Source organism: Streptomyces sp. NPDC046727 (genome assembly GCF_040645635.1).
Taxonomy (GTDB): Bacteria; Actinomycetota; Actinomycetes; order Streptomycetales; family Streptomycetaceae; genus Streptomyces.
On record NZ_JBEYYR010000001.1, the window covers coordinates 83,500 to 98,924 of the forward strand.

The following is a 15,425-nucleotide window of genomic DNA, read 5'->3' on the forward strand; positions in this document are numbered from 1 at the left end:
TACTCCAGGGGGTACGTCGAGGAAGGGGGACTCAGCCGGCGAACCAGCGCACCGGCTTCGGCGCGAGGTTCTCGTAGACGTGCTTGGTCTCGCGGTACTCGGCGAGTCCGGCGGGCCCCAGCTCGCGGCCGGTGCCGCTCCTGCCGAAGCCGCCCCATTCCGCCTGCGGCAGGTAGGGGTGGAAGTCGTTGATCCAGACGGTGCCGTGGCGCAGCCGGGCCGCGACCCTGCGGGCCCTCGCGGTGTCCGCGCTCCAGACGGCGCCGGCGAGGCCGTACTCGGTGTCGTTGGCCAGCGCCACCGCCTCTTCCTCGGTGCGGAAGGTCTCGACGGTGAGGACCGGGCCGAAGACCTCCTCGCGGACGACCTTCATCTCGCGGTGGCAGGCGTCGAGGACGGTCGGCTCGTAGAAGTAGCCGGACTCCGGTCGTACGTCGGACGGTTCGGGCCGCTTGCCGCCGCAGCGCAGCACCGCGCCCTCCTCCAGGGCGGAGGCGACGTACGCCTCGACCTTGGCGCGCTGCTGCTCCGAGACGAGCGGGCCGCACTCGACGCCGTCCGCGGTGCCGCGGCCGAGCCTGATCCGCTGGGCGCGGCGGGCGAGTTCGGCGACGAAGCGGTCCCGGACGGACTCCTCGACGATGAGCCGGGCGCCGGCCGAGCAGACCTGGCCGCTGTGGATGAAGGCGGCGTTGAGGGCCTGGTCGACGGCGGTGTCGAAGCCCTCCTCGGTGGCGCAGGCGTCGGCGAAGACGACGTTGGGGTTCTTGCCGCCGAGTTCGAGGGCGACCTTCTTGACGGTGGGCGCGGCGGCCTGGGCGACCTTGGTGCCGCTGACCAGGCCGCCGGTGAAGGAGACCAGGTCGACGTCGGGGTGCTCGGCGAGCCGGGCGCCGACGGTGTGGCCGGGGCCGGTGACGATGTTGGCGACGCCCTCGGGGAGGCCGGCCTCGGTCAGCAGCTCGATCAGGGCGATGGTCGTCAGCGGGGTGATCTCGCTGGGCTTGATCACGAAGGTGTTGCCGGCGGCGAGCGCCGGGGCGATCTTCCAGCTGGCCTGGAGGAGCGGGTAGTTCCAGGGGGTGATCAGCGCGCAGACGCCGACCGGCTCGTGGACGACGACGCTGTGGATGTCGGGCGAGCCGGCGTCCACCACCCGGCCCGGGGCCTCGGCGGCGACCAGGTCGGCGAAGTAGCGGAAGGCGTCGGCGACGCAGTCGATGTCGACGCGGCCCTCCTCGGCGGTCTTGCCCGCGTCCCGGCTCTCCAGCAGGCCGAGTTCCTCGCGGTCGCGTACGAGGAGGCCGGCGACGCGGCGCAGCAGCGCGGCGCGTTCGGCGACCGGGGTGCGGGGCCAGGGGCCGTGGTCGAAGGCCTGCCGGGCGGCGGTCACCGCGCGCTCCGCGTCCTTCTCGTCGCCCTCGGCGACCACGGCGAACGGCCGGGCGTCCGCGGGGTCGAGGATCTCCCGGGTCGCGCCGGAGATCGCCGTCAGCCATGCGCCGCCCGCGTGGATGGTCGCCTCGGCCTGTCGTTCCGTTCTGTCCGCCATGATCGGTGTTGCCTTCCGTTCCTGTTCCATGCCCCTGTGTCACAGTCGTGTCACAGTCAGGGACCGCCGTCGCCTGCCCCGGCCTCCGCGTCGCATGCGCAATCGGTGGGCGAAAGTGCGCCGCGTCACTGAAAATGCGGTCGAAAAGGGACAAAAGTAGGGTGAGGAGGGGTCTCGGGAGGTGGCGTGATGGCCGGAAGATCACCTCTCTGCGCGGCGGCGGGCATCGCCACGGCGATGCTGGCCACGCTCGTCCTGCCCGTCACGGCCCACGCCGACGACGACGGCGGCCCGAGCGCGCGCGCTCTCGCGGACGAGGCCCGGAGCAATCTGCTCAAGGCCCACTCGGTGCATCTGAAGCTCACCGAGCGCGGCAGGAGCGTCGGCCGGTCCACCCCCGCCTCCATGGAGCTGGCGCTGGACCGGGCCGGCAACTGCGCGGGCAAGCTGGTCATGGGCGACGGCGGCGGCAGCGTCGAGCTGATCAAGCGCGGCGATCAGGTGTGGATGAAGCCGGACAGCGCGTTCTGGAAGGCGCAGCTGCCCGGCGGCCAGGGCGCCGCCATAGCCGACCGCCTCAGGAACCGCTATCTGCACGGCTCCACGAAGGAGATGGTGCTCCGGGGCATGGCCCACACCTGTGACCTGGCCGCCTTCCAGAAGGAGGCCGGAGCCGACTCCGCCCATGGCATCCGGCTGACCAAGGGCGGGGAGACGAAGGTCGACGGCACGAAGGTGATCCCGCTGACCGGCACGGAGCACGGCCGCAAGAAGGTCCTCTACGTCACCTCGGCCGCCCCGCACCGCCTGGTCAAGGCCACCGAGCGGAGGGCCGGCGGCGACCAGTCCCTGACCTTCACGGGCTACGACGAACCGGTCCCGTCCGCCACCCCGTCCGCGACCGAGTCCGTGGACATCTCCAGACTCCGGCAGGAACTCACCGGCGAGCCCTAGACGGCGTCCGCCTCCCGCAGCATCAGCTCCCGTACGCAGCCGCGCAGCCAGGCGTGGGCCGGGTCGGCGTCGTGGCGCGGATGCCAGGCGTACCCGAGCTTCATCGTGGGCAGCCGGAGCGGGATCTCGAAGGTGACCAGGCCGAGGGTGTCGGCCAGCGGGCGGCCCCACCGGCTGATCAGCCCGATCAGATCGGTCTCGCGCAGCACGAACAGCGAGGCCGGAAAGGTGCCGACGCTGCCCACGACCCGGCGTTCCAGACCGAGTCCGGCGAGGGCGTCGTCGACCGGCCCGTACTGCCTGCCGCGCCGGGAGACGATGAGGTGCCCGGCCGCCCCGGCGAACCGCTCGGGCGTCAACTCGCCCCGGAGCAGCGGGTGTCCGGCGCGTACGACACCCAGCATGCGGTCCTCGTACACCGTCTCCACATGCACCTCGGGTGCGACCGAGTCGATCACCCCGACCTCCAGGTCGACGGTGCCCTGACGCAGGAACGGGGCGTCCACATGGCTCTCGCTCAGGAAGCGCAGGCCGATGCCGGGGGCCTCGCGGGCGGCGCGGGCGAAGAGGGCGGCGCCATGGGTGGCGGCGATCGCGTCGGCGGCGAGGATCGTGAAGGTGCGGGTCACCGTGCGCAGATCGGTGTCCCGGCCCGGCGCGAACAGCGCCCTGGCCCGCTCCACCACCGCGCTCACCTCGGCGCGCACGGCCAGCGCGTGCGGTGTCGGCACCATCCGGCGGCCGGCGCGGACCAGCACCGGATCGCCGAGCGCCTTGCGGATCCGGCCGAGGGTGCGGCTCATCGCCGGCTCGGACAGATGCAGCCGGCGGGCGGCGCCCTGCACGCTCTGCTCCTCCAGCAGGACGTCCAGCGCGAGCAGCAGATTCAGGTCCAGGCCCGTGGATTGCGTCATGTGCAGGTATTCCTTGCAAAGGTTGCACTGGAAGGCAGGTCAGTGCCGAGCCTACGGTGGACGCGCATCCCACACCACTCACCAGCTCCCCGGGAGGAGCCGTGCCCGCGCACGCCCTGAAACGCCCCACCCTGCTCGCCCTGTGCGCCTGCGTCCTGGTCGCGCAGAGCATGGTCGCCGCCATCAACCTGCTGATACCGCAGCTGGCTTCGTCCGGCCTGCACCCCTCGCACACCGAGATCCTGTGGACGGTCGACGCCTATGTCATCACCTTCGCGGGCCTGCTGATCCCGGCGGGCGCGCTCGGCGACCGGTACGGCCGCAAGGGCGCGCTGCTCGCCGGTCTCGCCCTGTTCGCCGCGGGCGCCGCGACCAGCGCGCTCGCCTCCGGTCCGGCGCAGTTGATCGCGGGCCGGGGCGTGTCCGGCGCCGGGGCGGCGCTGATCACGCCGGCCACCATGTCGATCCTGGTGCAGCTGGCCGGACCCGAGCACCGCGCCCGGGCGATGGCGTCCTGGACGCTGGCCATCGGGCTGGGCGGCCTGGCCGGCAATCTGGGGGGCGGCCTGGCCGGCCAGTTCCTGTCCTGGCGGGCGCTGTTCGCCGCGATGGTGCCGCTGGCGGGCATCCTCGCCGCCGTGGTGGCGGTGACCACCCCGCGCACGGCCCGCTCCCCGCAGGCCCGCCCCGACCCGGCCGGCACCCTGCTGCTCACCGCGGGCCTGGTCGCCGTGCTGTTCGGCATCATCGAGGGCCCCGACCACGGCTGGACCTCGGTGCGCATCCTCACCGCGTTCGGGACGGGCGCCGTGCTGGTGGCGGCCTTCACCGTTCTCGCCCTGCGCTCCCGTGCCCCGCTGTTCGACCCGCGCGTCTTCCGCTCCCGCGCGCTGCGCGCGAACACGCTGGGCCTGGCGACCGGCTTCTTCGGCCTGTTCGCGCTGTTCTTCGTCAACTCGCAGTACCTGCAGGAGGTCAAGGGCTTCGAGCCGGCGGTGACCGGGGTGGCGATCGTGCCGCTGATCGTCGGCATGGCCCTGGTGCCCAGGTTCGCGGCCCGCTGGTCGGCGCGTCCGCGTCCGGTCGTCGGCACCGGGCTCGCGCTGATCGGCCTGGGCCTGCTGGCCGCGTCCACGGCGGACGCGCACACGCCGTACCCGCTGTACGCCTGCTGGCTGCTGGTGATCTCGGCGGGCACCGGCCTCGCCATGCCGGCGCTCACCCTGGGGGTCGTCGTGTCCCTCCCCGCGCACCAGGCGGGTCTCGGCTCCGGCCTCGGCACCTCGGCCCGGGAGATCGGCGCGGCCCTCGGTGTCGCCGTCGCCGGCACGGCCCTGGCGGGCCACGCGCACTTCGCCGACGGCATGGGACCGGCGCTGCGGACCGTCGCAGTGGTGGTCCTGCTGGCGACGGCCGCGGTCGTGACGGGCCACCGGGGCTCCGGCAACTCCGCCCGGGCGGCGTCGGGAGCGACGGAGACGGCCGGGGAACCGGTGGCCTGATCATGACGGCCGGTACCGGACCTGCCGCAGAATGGCAGGTCCCGACCCGAGAGGACCCACCGTGCGCCGTATCCCGACCTGTGTGCTGAGCGACGCGGGCCCGCCGCGGGTGACCGGCGGGCACGCGCTGGACCGGCACGTCCAGATCGGGTCCCTCACCAAGGCGCTGACCGGCACGCTGCTGGCCCGTATGGCGGAGGCGGGCGTGGTCGGCCTCGACGACCCCGTCGAACGCTGGCTCCCGGCGCCGCCCGGCACCGGCATCACCCTGCTGAACCTGGCCCGGCACACCTCGGGCCTCCCCCGGCTGCCGCCGCGCCTCGGCGGCCGGGATCCGTACGCGGCCTTCGGCCGGGCGGAGTTGCTGGCGCTGGTGCGCGTCCTGGACACCGTCGCCGAACGGCCGCCGGGGGACGAGGAGTACTCCAACCTCGGGTACGCCGTCCTCGGCGCGGCCCTGTCCGCCGCGGGCGGCGCGGCCTACGAGGAACTGCTGGACACCTACGTCCTGCGGCCGTTGGACGTCACCGAGGTGACCGCGCACCCGGCTCCCGGGCAGCGGCTGACGGCGCCGGGGTTCTGGCCGGGCGTGCGGCGCCGGCCGTGGACGATGGACGGGGCGATCCTCCCGGCGGGCGGCCTGTGGGCGACGCCGCGCGCCACCGCGGATCTCGTCGTACGGCTGCTGGTGGAGCGGCGCCTTGGCGAGCCGTCCGTCAGCTGGCAGTCGGCGGGGCCGCTGCGCTGGCACAACGGCGCCACCGGGGACGCGTCCGTGTTCGCCGGGGCGCTGGAGGACGGGCGGTGGGTCGTGGTCCACCGGCTGAACGGGCGGGCGGAGCAGACGGACGAGGCCGGGATCGAGGTGCTCAAGCGGGGGAAGTGACCCGCCGCCGGGCCCGCTCCCGCCCGGTGCTCGGGCGGGAGCGCCCGGCATACGACGAAGTCCCCTCCCGCGCACCGCGGGAGGGGACTTCGTGTGTGGAGCGCCGGGCAGGCCTTGCACCTGCATCTCCCCGCAGGAAGCGGGGCGTCTTTCCTTGGACCACCAACGCATCACCTGGTGCCGGTTTCCCGGCGGCCGGTGCGTGATCAACTATAGCGCACCGGCGCCGGGTGACACCACGTCGGATCAGATGAGGCCGAGACCGCGGACCGCCTCGCGCTCCTCCGACAGCTCCTTGACGGAGGCGTCGATGCGGGCGCGGGAGAACTCGTTGATGTCCAGGCCCTGGACGATCTCGTACTTGCCGTCCTTGCAGGTGACCGGGAAGGAGGAGATCAGGCCCTCCGGGACGCCGTAGGAACCGTCCGACGGGATGCCCATGGAGGTCCAGTCGCCCTCGGCGGTGCCGTTGACCCAGGTGTGGACGTGGTCGATGGCGGCGTTGGCGGCGGAGGCGGCGGAGGACGCGCCACGGGCCTCGATGATCGCGGCACCGCGCTTGGCGACGGTCGGGATGAAGTCCTCGGCCAGCCACTTCTCGTCGTTCACGACCTCGGCGGCGTTCTTGCCGGCGACCGTGGCGTGGAAGATGTCCGGGTACTGGGTGGCGGAGTGGTTGCCCCAGATGGTCAGGCGCTTGATGTCGGCGACCGTGGAGCCGGTTTTCTTCGCGAGCTGGGTCAGCGCGCGGTTGTGGTCCAGGCGGGTCATCGCGGTGAAGCGCTCGGCCGGGACGTCCGGGGCGGCGGCCTGGGCGATCAGCGCGTTGGTGTTGGCCGGGTTGCCGACGACGAGGACCTTGATGTCGTCCGCGGCGTGGTCGTTGATGGCCTTGCCCTGCGGCTTGAAGATGCCGCCGTTGGCCTCCAGCAGGTCACCGCGCTCCATGCCCTTGGTGCGCGGGCGGGCACCGACGAGGAGGGCTACGTTGGCGCCGTCGAAGGCGACGTTCGGGTCGTCGGTGATCTCGATGCCCTGGAGCAGCGGGAAGGCGCAGTCGTCCAGCTCCATGGCCGTGCCCTCGGCGGCCTTGAGCGCGGGGGTGATCTCCAGGAGGCGCAGCTTGACCGGCACGTCCGCGCCGAGCAGCTGGCCGGAGGCGATGCGGAAGAGCAGGGCGTAACCGATCTGGCCGGCCGCGCCGGTGACGGTGACGTTCACGGGAGTGCGGGTCATGGCGTTCTCCGTATGACAGCTGGCGGTGGGGCGTCCCTGCCCCGGGCGGATGATCGATCTCTTGGTATCAAGAGAGATCCAGCGGTCAGGCTATCGCGCATCCGCCATGCGAGACGTGCGGGGCCCTGTGGCTCACCCCACAAGGGGACCAGCTCGGACGTATCGGCGCGACGGCCGCGGACATGAAGAGGCGGCCGTCCGTCCGGGAGAGGGGGGACGGAGACGGCCGCCGTTCCGGGACACCGTTGCCGGACTCCCGTGGGGGGTACTCCTCGCGTGCCCACTTTCCCGGCGGCCATTCCTGCCGGGGGCCGCTACTTCGTGCAGCCCGTGCGTCCCGAGGCCAGCGTGGCGCAGGCCCGGGCCTCCCCCGGGTCCTTCACCGCGATCATCGGGGTGTACGCGATGGTGTCCCCGGCCACGGTGATGTCCCCCGACTGCCGGACCTTGCCCGCGGTCAGCCGCACGCTGTCGCCGGGCGCGCCGCTGGTGATCCGGCCCCAGGCCGTGCCGCACGCTCTGCTGTAGCGGACCTCCAGGGTGGTGGTGCCGAGGGCGACGGTCCGGGCGGTGGTCACCAGGTCGCGCGCGCACCCCATGGCCTCGGCGTCCTTGCCGGTGCAGGCGGAGCCGGCGCACTTGACGCCGGGGGGCAGGCTCGTACGGGTACGGGCCGACGGGGCGGGCGACTTGGCGGTGCCCTCGTTCTTGTGGCCGTCGCCGCCTGGGTGGGTGAAGAAGAAGACGCCGGCGATGAGGACGAGCACGCCGAACAGGCCCGCGAAGAACATCGTCAGCTGCTGGCGGCGCGGCGACCACTCCGTCGCCGGTGCCGGTCGCGGGGCCACCGCGGGCTGCCCGCCGGAGGGGCCCGGGGTGCCGGGCCCCTCCGGGGTGCGGGGCGGGTCGGACGGGGTGCGCGCGGAGCCGTCCGGGCGGGCCTGAGGCCGGGTGCCGGGCCCCTCCGGGGTGCGCGCGGAGCCGTCCGGGCGGGCCGGCGGCCGGGTGCCCGGGCGGGCGCTCTTCTCCGACGGGCCCCGGTAGCCCGCCAGCCCCCAGGAGTTCCTGCCGGGCGTGTCGGCACCGCCGGGCACCGCGTCCGCGGGCTGGGCGGGGAACGTCGGCGAGACCCCGGCGGGACCGGCGACGCCCGGCACGACGGCGGCACCGAAGCCGTTGCCGCCGCCCCGGCCGGCCTCCTCGCCGCCGTTCTTCCCGCTGCCCTTCCGGTCGGCCGCCCAGCCGGTCTTCCCACCAGCCGACCCGGCAGCCAACCCGTCGACCGACCCAGCGGTCCCGTCGGCCGACCCAGCGGTCCCGTCGGCCGACCCAGCGGTCCCGTCGGCCGCCCCAGCGGTCCCGTCGGCCGCCCCGCGAGCCGACCCACCGATGTTCCCGCCGGCCGACCCGGCAGCCAACCCACCGGCCGCCCCTCCGGTCTTCCCGCCGACCGACCCACCAGCCGCCCCGCGAGCCGATCCACCAGCCGACCCGCGTGCCGACCCGCCGGTCTTGCCGCCAGCCTTCCCGCCGGCCGTCCCGTCCGGCTTCCCCGTGGACGCTCCCCCGACCGGCTCGGTCGGTGTGCCTACGGTTCCCAGGGCGGCTCGGGCCTCGGCGATGCTGATTGCCGAGATGGTGTGGTCGTGCCGCATCTCCGCCCGGCTCCAGGCGCGTTCGGCCAGCTCCCACAGGGTGGTCAGATGGACGGGGCTGGCGCCGGTGGCCTCGGCGAGCGCGATGACCGCGCCCTTGGGTGCGAGGAGCCGGCCCCCCAGGTACCGCTCCCAGGACGTCGGGCTGTAGCCCGTACGGTCGGCCAGTGCCGCGACGCTCAGGCCGCTGCGGTCCACGAGTTGCCGCAACTGGCCGGTGAACTCCTTGATCTGCGGGTCCAGATCATCCGGCAAGGCTTTCCAGCGAGGCATGGGTCTCCCCCTCTTCCCCGGTCGTGCTGTCGATCGCGCGCAGGACCCCCGGCCACCCACAGGGATGCGCTGACCAAGGATCCCAGTTCCCGGGACGGGGTGCACACGAGCGGGGGCGGGGATCAACCGCCGGGGGTCACCAGTCCCGTCTCGTACGCCAGCACCACCGCCTGCGCCCGGCTGCCCAGGTCGAGCTTGGTCATGGTGCGGTTGAGGTGGGTCTTGACGGTGGCCTCGCTGATGTAGAGCCGGTCGGCGATCTCCAGGTTGGACAGGCCGCGCGCGGTGAGCTTGAGGACCTCCACCTCACGGGAGGTGAGCACGTCGAGGTCGGGCGGCGCCGCGGTGCCGTCGGCGGGTTCCTGCTGTCTGGCGAACGCCTCGACGAGGCGCCGGGTGACGCTGGGCGCGAAGAGCGCGTCGCCGCCGTCGACCGCGGTGACCGCCGCGAGCAGCCGCTCGGGCCCGGAGTCCTTCAGCAGGAACCCGGAGGCGCCGGCGCGCAGTGCCCCGTACACGTACTCGTCCAGGTCGAAGGTGGTCAGCACCAGGACGCGGGGCGGGCGTTCGACGGCCTGGGCGAGGATGCGTCCGGTGGCCTCGATGCCGTTGACGCCGGGCATCCGGATGTCCATGAGGACGACGTCGGGGCGGGTCTCGGCGGCGAGCCGTACGGCCTCCTCGCCGTCCGCGGCCTCGCCCACCACCTCGAAGCCGGGCGCGGCGTCGAGCAGGCCGACAAGTCCGGCGCGGATGAGGAACTGGTCGTCCACGACGAGCACTCTGGTCATCCCGTACGGTCGTCCCCCCGCCGTGCGCCCCCGTCACCGCTCCGTCTCCGGCATGCCCCCGCGGCCGCGGTCGGCGGCCGAGGTCGGCAGGGTCAGCCGCACCTCGTAGCCGCCTTCGGAGCGTGGACCTACCACGATGGTCCCGCCGTAGAGCTTGGCCCGCTCGCGCATGCCAATCAAGCCGTGTCCGCTGCCCTTCGGCACTCTGGCCGGATCCGCCCCCTCCCCGTCGTCGGTGACACGGACGGTCAGCTCGTGGGCTCCGTACCGGAGTTCCACGCGCGCGCGGGCGGGGCCGGCGTGCTTGAGGGCGTTGGTGAGGGCCTCCTGGACGACGCGGTAGGCGCACAGTTCGACGCCGGGCGGCAGCGGGCGGGCGGTGCCCTCGACGGCGAGGTCCACGGGCAGACCTCCGGCCCGGACCCGGTCGAGGAGGTCGCCGAGCCGGGCCAGGGTGGGCATCGGCGCGCGTTCGGGCGCCTCGGGGTCCTCCTCGCGCAGCACCTGGAGCATGCGGCGCAGCTCCTCCAGGGCCTCGCCGCTGGTGTCGGCGATGGTGCCGAGCGCGCCGCGCGCCGTGCCGGGGTTCGAGTCGAAGACGAACCGGGCGAGTCCGGCCTGCACCGAGATGACCGACATGTGGTGGGCGACGACGTCGTGCAGTTCGCGGGCGATCCGGCCGCGTTCCTCGGCGACCGCGCGCCGGGCCCGCTCGGCCTGTTCGGCGCGCAGCCGCCGGGTGAGTTCGGCGGAGCGGCGGGCCAGGTGCCCGAACCAGACGAGCACCGAGCTGTACAGCAGCGCCTGGCCGAGCACGGAGGCCATGGACGGGGTGTGGCTGACCACGCCGGCGTACACCCAGACCGCGCCCGTGCAGCCGGCGCAGGCCAGGGCGGTGCGCAGGGAGCGGACGGAGGCCACGGTGTACAGGGCGAGCATGGCGCCGAAGGTGCACACCACCGGCCAGTAGCCGAGGGTGATGTAGCCGGTCGCCGCGGTCTCGACGACGGCGAAGACGACGACGGGGCGGCGGCCGCGCAGGGCGACGGGGAGGTGGGCGAGCGCGACCAGGACGTAGGCGCGGGCGTCGAGTTCCGGCCAACCCTGTGACCGGGACTCCTGCGCGAGCAGGACGGCGACCACGGCCATGGCCACCGCGATCAACGTGTCCACGACGAGCGGGCGGGGCGTCCTCGGTCGCATCGCCGCAGGGTAACGCGCCTGGCCGGGCACCGGAGTCAACCGGACGCGGTACCACGGAAGTTGCAGTCACCGGGCGGCCGCCTCCCGGGGTGGTACGGGCGGTTCGGCCCGGAGGCGGAGGCGGTGCGCGACGGGCGGCCGTAGCGTCGGGCAGGGGGTACGGCGGTGGCCCGCGTCCCCGGGGGAGGCGCGGGCCACCTGTCGTGCGACGGGCCGCTACTTGGCGAGCGTGAAGTGCAGGATGTCCTTCAGGAACGGCATCTTCAGCAGCGGGTCGGGCTGGATCATCAGCGCCAGCAGGCAGATCGCCAGGCCGAGCACGGCGTAGGTGGCGATGTCCGTGAAGCGGGAGCGCACGGCGAGCATGCCGACGTCCGGCAGCAGCCAGCGCAGCACCGCACCGCCCAGCAGGGCGACGCCGATGAGCAGCGTCCCCGGGCGGAGCGCGTCCAGCGCGGTCACCAGCAGGCCGACGGCGACCAGGCCGGTGACGGCGAGCATCGGCCACTGCCGGGCGGGCGCCGGGGCGTCACCGGCCGCGGCCCGGCCGCCGCCCTCGGGCCGGGCCGTGTCCCTGGTGAACAGCGGGAAGCGGCGGGTGGTGCGGCGCAGGCGCCCCTGCACGGTCGGTTCCGCGTGCCCGCGGGTGTCCTCAGCCGGCACTGCGCTCCGCCGCCTCGACCACGTTGACCAGCAGCTGGGCCCGGGTCATCGGGCCGACACCGCCGGGGTTCGGGGAGATCCAGCCGGCCACCTCGGTCACGTCCGGGTGGACGTCGCCGACGATCTTGCCCTCGGCGTTGCGGGAGACGCCGACGTCGAGGACGGCCGCGCCCGGCTTGACGTCCTCGGCGCGGATCAGGTGCGGGAAGCCGGCCGCCGCGATGATGATGTCGGCGCGCTTCAGGTGGGCGGAGAGGTCACGGGTGCCGGTGTGGCACTGGGTGACGGTGGCGTTCTCGCTGCGCCGGGTGAGCAGCAGCGGCATGGGGCGGCCGATGGTGACTCCGCGGCCGACGACCACGACCTCGGCGCCCTTGATCTCCACGCCGTGGGCGCGCAGCAGGGTGATGATGCCGTTGGGGGTGCAGGGCAGCGGGGCGGGCTCGTTCAGGACGAGGCGGCCGAGGTTCATCGGGTGCAGGCCGTCGGCGTCCTTGGCCGGGTCCATCAGCTCCAGGACGCGGTTCTCGTCGATGCCCTTGGGCAGCGGCAGCTGGACGATGTAGCCGGTGCAGGCCGGGTCCTCGTTCAGCTCGCGGACGACCGCCTCGATCTCCTCCTGGGTGGCCGTGGCCGGCAGCTCGCGCTGGATGGAGGCGAGGCCCACCTGGGCGCAGTCGCGGTGCTTGCCCGCGACGTACTTCTGGCTGCCGGGGTCGTCCCCGACCAGGATCGTGCCGAGGCCGGGCGTGACGCCCTTCTCCTTCAGCGCCGCCACGCGGGCGGTCAGATCGGACTTGATCGCGGCTGCGGTGGCCTTGCCATCGAGAATCTGGGCGGTCATGCCCCCATCCTCGCGGATGACCCGGCCCCGGTTCCAATCCGGGCGTCCTCTGATGTCACAGCATGATCAGTGATGTTGCACTTGCACAACACCTGGCGTATCCGGCTGGACAAGTAAGAGCCCGTTAAAGAACGATGGGAACACAGTGCCGCGGGCAGTGCCGGGGGGACGGACCGCATCTGTAGAACTCTCCTCCGAACCGTGCCGCGCGTCGTCCCCGCACTTGAGCAACGCAACGGAGGAAGACCGCCATGAGCTTTGGCGACCCGAACAACCCCTACGGCGCGCCGCCGCAGCAGCCGCCGGCCGCTCCCGGCTACGGCTACCCGCAGGCTCCCGGCATCCCGCCGCAGCCCATGTACCCCGGCTACCCGGCCGCCAACATGATGCCTCAGACGATGCCGGGCCTGATGGTCACGGCGCGGGTCATGCTCTACATCGTGGCGGCCGTGCAGATCGTCATCGGTCTCATCGTCCTGTACCTCGCCGCGACGATCAACGACGTGTCCAACGCGGGCGAGGACACCTTCGGCGACAACACCTTCTCCGACATCGGTCACGACGGCGCGGGCATCGCCCTCGTCTTCGCGCTGCTCTTCCTGGGGCTCTCCGCGCTGTCGATCACGCTGGGAGTGAAGTTCTCCCGCGGCGGGCAGGGCATCCGCATCACCACGATGATCTACGGCATCCTCGGCGCCCTCGTCGGCGTTCTGATCCTGATCAGCGCGGCGGACCAGGGCTCCAGCGCCGGCCTGATCTCGGCGCTGCTGTGGATGAGCTTCGGCGGCATCATGGCGGCGGCGATGATCGCCCCGTCCGGCTCGGCCTGGTTCAACCGGCCGCGCTACTGATCACCGACGACACCCGGCCGACTGGGCTGTGCCCCTCCCGAGGAGGGGCACAGCCCGGTCGCGTTCGGGGGGTCACTGGTCCAGATAGGCCAGTACCGCCAGTACCCGGCGGTTGTCGCCGTCGGTCGGGATGAGGCCCAGCTTGGTGAAGATGTTGCTGATGTGTTTGGCGACGGCCTTCTCGGTGACGAACAGGGCCTGGGCGATGCCCGCGTTGGAGCGGCCCTGGGCGACGAGTTCGAGGACCTCGCGTTCGCGTTCGGAGAGGCTGCCGACGGATTCGTCGCGCTCCTTGCGGACCAGCAGCTGGGAGATGACCTCGGGGTCCATCGCGGTGCCGCCGGCGGCCACCCGCTGGATGGAGTCCAGGAACTGGGCGCCGTTGGTGACGCGGTCCTTGAGCATGTAGCCGACGCCCCGGCCGCCGCTGGTGAGCAGCTCACGGGCGTAGAGCGGTTCGACGTACTGGGAGAGCAGGAGCACCGGCAGGTCGGGGTTCTGCCTGCGCGCGGCCAGGACGGCGCGCAGGCCCTCGTCGGTGAAGTTCGGCGGGAGCCGGACGTCGACGACGGCGACGTCCGGCTGTTCCCGGCTGAGCGCTTCGAGCAGATCGGTGCCGTTGTCCACGGCGGCCACGACGTCGTGGCCGTAGGCCCCGAGCAGACGGATCAGCCCGTCCCTCAGGAGAAAGTGGTCTTCGGCGAGGACAATACGCACGGGATCTCCATCGTCACCATCGTCGGCCCACCCACCGGACTGCTCACGGCCAGCACGCCGTCGAAGGTGGCGAGCCGGCGCTCGATGCCCCGCAGGCCGGTGCCGCGGGAGGCGTCGGCGCCGCCCTGACCGTCGTCGGTCACGGTGATGTGGAGCATGCCTCGATCGTAACGAAGGTCGATCCAGGCCCGGTCGGCACGCGCGTGCTTCGCGACATTGGTGAGGATCTCGGAGATGGCGAAGTAGGCGGCGGACTCGACGGGCATCTCGGGGCGGCCCGGCAGGTCGACCTGGACCTCGGTGCGCACCGGGCAGGTCATGGCCAACGCCCGTACGGCGTCGGCGAGTCCGCGGTCGGCGAGGACCGGCGGGTGGATGCCGCGGACCAGGTTGCGCAGCTCCTCCAGGGCCGCGGAGGAGGACTGGCGGGCCTCGATCAGCAGGGCGCGTACGGCCTCGGGGTTGGTCTCCAGCAGGTGCTCGGCCGCATCCAGAGTCATGCCCATGGCAACCAGGCGGGCCTGGGCGCCGTCGTGCAGGTCGCGCTCGATCCGGCGGATCTCCGCCATCTGCGTGTCCACCGCGTCGGAGCGGGTGGCGGCCAGGTGCTGGATCCGGCTGGCCATCATCTCGCTCTCGCTCGGCGCCAGCATCGCCCTGGTGTACAGGGCGTGCCGGCGCACCGCGCGCGGGGCCGCCCACAGGGCCAGCGGCAGCTGGAGCAGGCCCAGGACGCCGGCGAGGACCGCCGTGGCCTGGCCCTCGATCGGGATGAACTGGTACCACAGGCCGTCCCACTCGGTGGAGAGCGGGACACCGAAGAAGGCGAGGAACACGCCCCAGGCACCGCTGAGGATCAGCGCGAGCGGGAAGAAGGCCAGGAATCCGCCGGCGATCGGGTCCGTGAGCACCCAGACGTACTCCCGCCGGGTCTGCGGGTCGCTCATGATCCAGCGGTAGCGGGCGACGGCACCGGAGGCACCCGCGGGCGCCGGCGGCAGCGGTCCGGGCGGGCCGGGGATCTCCACGCCCGCCCAGCGCCGGGAGAGTTCCCGCTGCTGCGCGGCCAGGTTGCGCACGCCCTCCATGGCCCGCGGCACCATGCCGAGGCCCGGGCCGACCAGGCTGATCGCGCCGGACACGGCGAGCGAACGGCCGAAGGCCGCCATCGACATCCAGCACAGGGTCACCGCCCGGCGCAGGCCCGTCAGTCCGGCGGACACCGAGAATCCTCTGATCGCGTCCGGCGGGCGGATCCCGCCCAGCTGCATCGTGCGGTCGTCCATGCGACTCGCTCCTTCCTGGCCTTGCTGCTGCTCCGTCGTACAGTCCCTCATTGTGGTGGCGGAGGGGCGGGGAAATCGGTGGTAAAAACTCCCCTCTT

General features: G+C 73.1%; 14 protein-coding genes. 4 read left to right on the forward strand and 10 right to left on the reverse strand.

Annotation, left to right across the window (positions count from 1 at the left end):
- Window positions 1-31: 31 nt before the first annotated feature.
- Complete coding sequence (locus ABZ937_RS00430) at window positions 32-1,552, reverse strand: aldehyde dehydrogenase family protein (RefSeq protein ID WP_361684082.1); 1,521 nt, start codon at window positions 1,550-1,552, stop codon at window positions 32-34.
- Window positions 1,553-1,741: 189 nt separating this feature from the next.
- Here ABZ937_RS00430 and ABZ937_RS00435 point away from each other — a divergent pair, with 189 nt between their 5' ends.
- Window positions 1,742-2,506, forward strand: a complete 765-nt coding sequence (locus ABZ937_RS00435) for a hypothetical protein (protein ID WP_361684085.1) — start codon at window positions 1,742-1,744, stop codon at window positions 2,504-2,506.
- Here the strand turns inward: ABZ937_RS00435 and ABZ937_RS00440 are convergent.
- A complete protein-coding gene (locus ABZ937_RS00440; RefSeq protein ID WP_361684088.1) occupies window positions 2,503-3,420 on the reverse strand; it encodes a LysR family transcriptional regulator in 918 nt (305 codons plus the stop codon). The two genes, ABZ937_RS00435 and ABZ937_RS00440, sit on opposite strands and share 4 nt — an antisense overlap.
- Before the next feature lie 101 nt (window positions 3,421-3,521).
- Here ABZ937_RS00440 and ABZ937_RS00445 point away from each other — a divergent pair, with 101 nt between their 5' ends.
- On the forward strand, window positions 3,522-4,922 hold the full coding sequence (locus ABZ937_RS00445; RefSeq protein WP_361684091.1) for an MFS transporter: 1,401 nt from the start codon (window positions 3,522-3,524) through the stop codon (window positions 4,920-4,922).
- Between the two features lie 61 nt (window positions 4,923-4,983).
- Window positions 4,984-5,808, forward strand: a complete 825-nt coding sequence (locus ABZ937_RS00450) for a serine hydrolase domain-containing protein (protein WP_361684094.1) — start codon at window positions 4,984-4,986, stop codon at window positions 5,806-5,808.
- Between the two features lie 246 nt (window positions 5,809-6,054).
- On the opposite strand, the gene ABZ937_RS00455 is transcribed toward ABZ937_RS00450, so the two are convergent.
- The 6 genes from ABZ937_RS00455 to ABZ937_RS00480 form a co-directional block, all read right to left on the reverse strand.
- Window positions 6,055-7,044, reverse strand: a complete 990-nt coding sequence (locus ABZ937_RS00455; protein ID WP_361472685.1) for a malate dehydrogenase — start codon at window positions 7,042-7,044, stop codon at window positions 6,055-6,057.
- A 314-nt stretch (window positions 7,045-7,358) separates the two neighbouring features.
- The gene (locus tag ABZ937_RS00460) at window positions 7,359-8,972 is read right to left on the reverse strand and encodes a DUF2690 domain-containing protein (RefSeq protein ID WP_361684097.1); all 1,614 of its coding nucleotides are present in this window, start codon (window positions 8,970-8,972) and stop codon (window positions 7,359-7,361) included.
- A 122-nt stretch (window positions 8,973-9,094) separates the two neighbouring features.
- Entirely contained in the window at window positions 9,095-9,763 is a 669-nt protein-coding gene (locus tag ABZ937_RS00465) for a response regulator transcription factor (RefSeq protein WP_361684100.1), read from the reverse strand.
- Between the two features lie 33 nt (window positions 9,764-9,796).
- Window positions 9,797-10,966, reverse strand: coding sequence for a sensor histidine kinase (locus tag ABZ937_RS00470; protein WP_361684103.1), 1,170 nt, complete (start codon window positions 10,964-10,966; stop codon window positions 9,797-9,799).
- Between the two features lie 216 nt (window positions 10,967-11,182).
- A complete protein-coding gene (locus tag ABZ937_RS00475) occupies window positions 11,183-11,629 on the reverse strand; it encodes a DUF3017 domain-containing protein (protein ID WP_361684106.1) in 447 nt (148 codons plus the stop codon).
- On the reverse strand, window positions 11,619-12,473 hold the full coding sequence (locus ABZ937_RS00480) for a bifunctional methylenetetrahydrofolate dehydrogenase/methenyltetrahydrofolate cyclohydrolase (protein WP_361684109.1): 855 nt from the start codon (window positions 12,471-12,473) through the stop codon (window positions 11,619-11,621). The genes ABZ937_RS00475 and ABZ937_RS00480 overlap by 11 nt, the downstream gene beginning before the upstream one ends.
- 251 nt (window positions 12,474-12,724) lie before the next feature.
- Here ABZ937_RS00480 and ABZ937_RS00485 point away from each other — a divergent pair, with 251 nt between their 5' ends.
- Window positions 12,725-13,324 (forward strand): hypothetical protein, encoded by a 600-nt coding sequence (locus ABZ937_RS00485; protein WP_361684112.1) that lies wholly within the window; start codon window positions 12,725-12,727, stop codon window positions 13,322-13,324.
- Between the two features lie 72 nt (window positions 13,325-13,396).
- On the opposite strand, the gene ABZ937_RS00490 is transcribed toward ABZ937_RS00485, so the two are convergent.
- Window positions 13,397-14,041 carry a response regulator transcription factor gene (locus ABZ937_RS00490; protein ID WP_361684115.1) on the reverse strand — a complete coding sequence of 215 codons (645 nt, stop codon included), beginning with the start codon at window positions 14,039-14,041 and terminating at the stop codon, window positions 13,397-13,399.
- A complete protein-coding gene (locus tag ABZ937_RS00495) occupies window positions 14,005-15,327 on the reverse strand; it encodes a sensor histidine kinase (protein ID WP_361684118.1) in 1,323 nt (440 codons plus the stop codon). The genes ABZ937_RS00490 and ABZ937_RS00495 overlap by 37 nt, the downstream gene beginning before the upstream one ends.
- Between the last annotated feature and the right edge of the window lie 98 nt (window positions 15,328-15,425).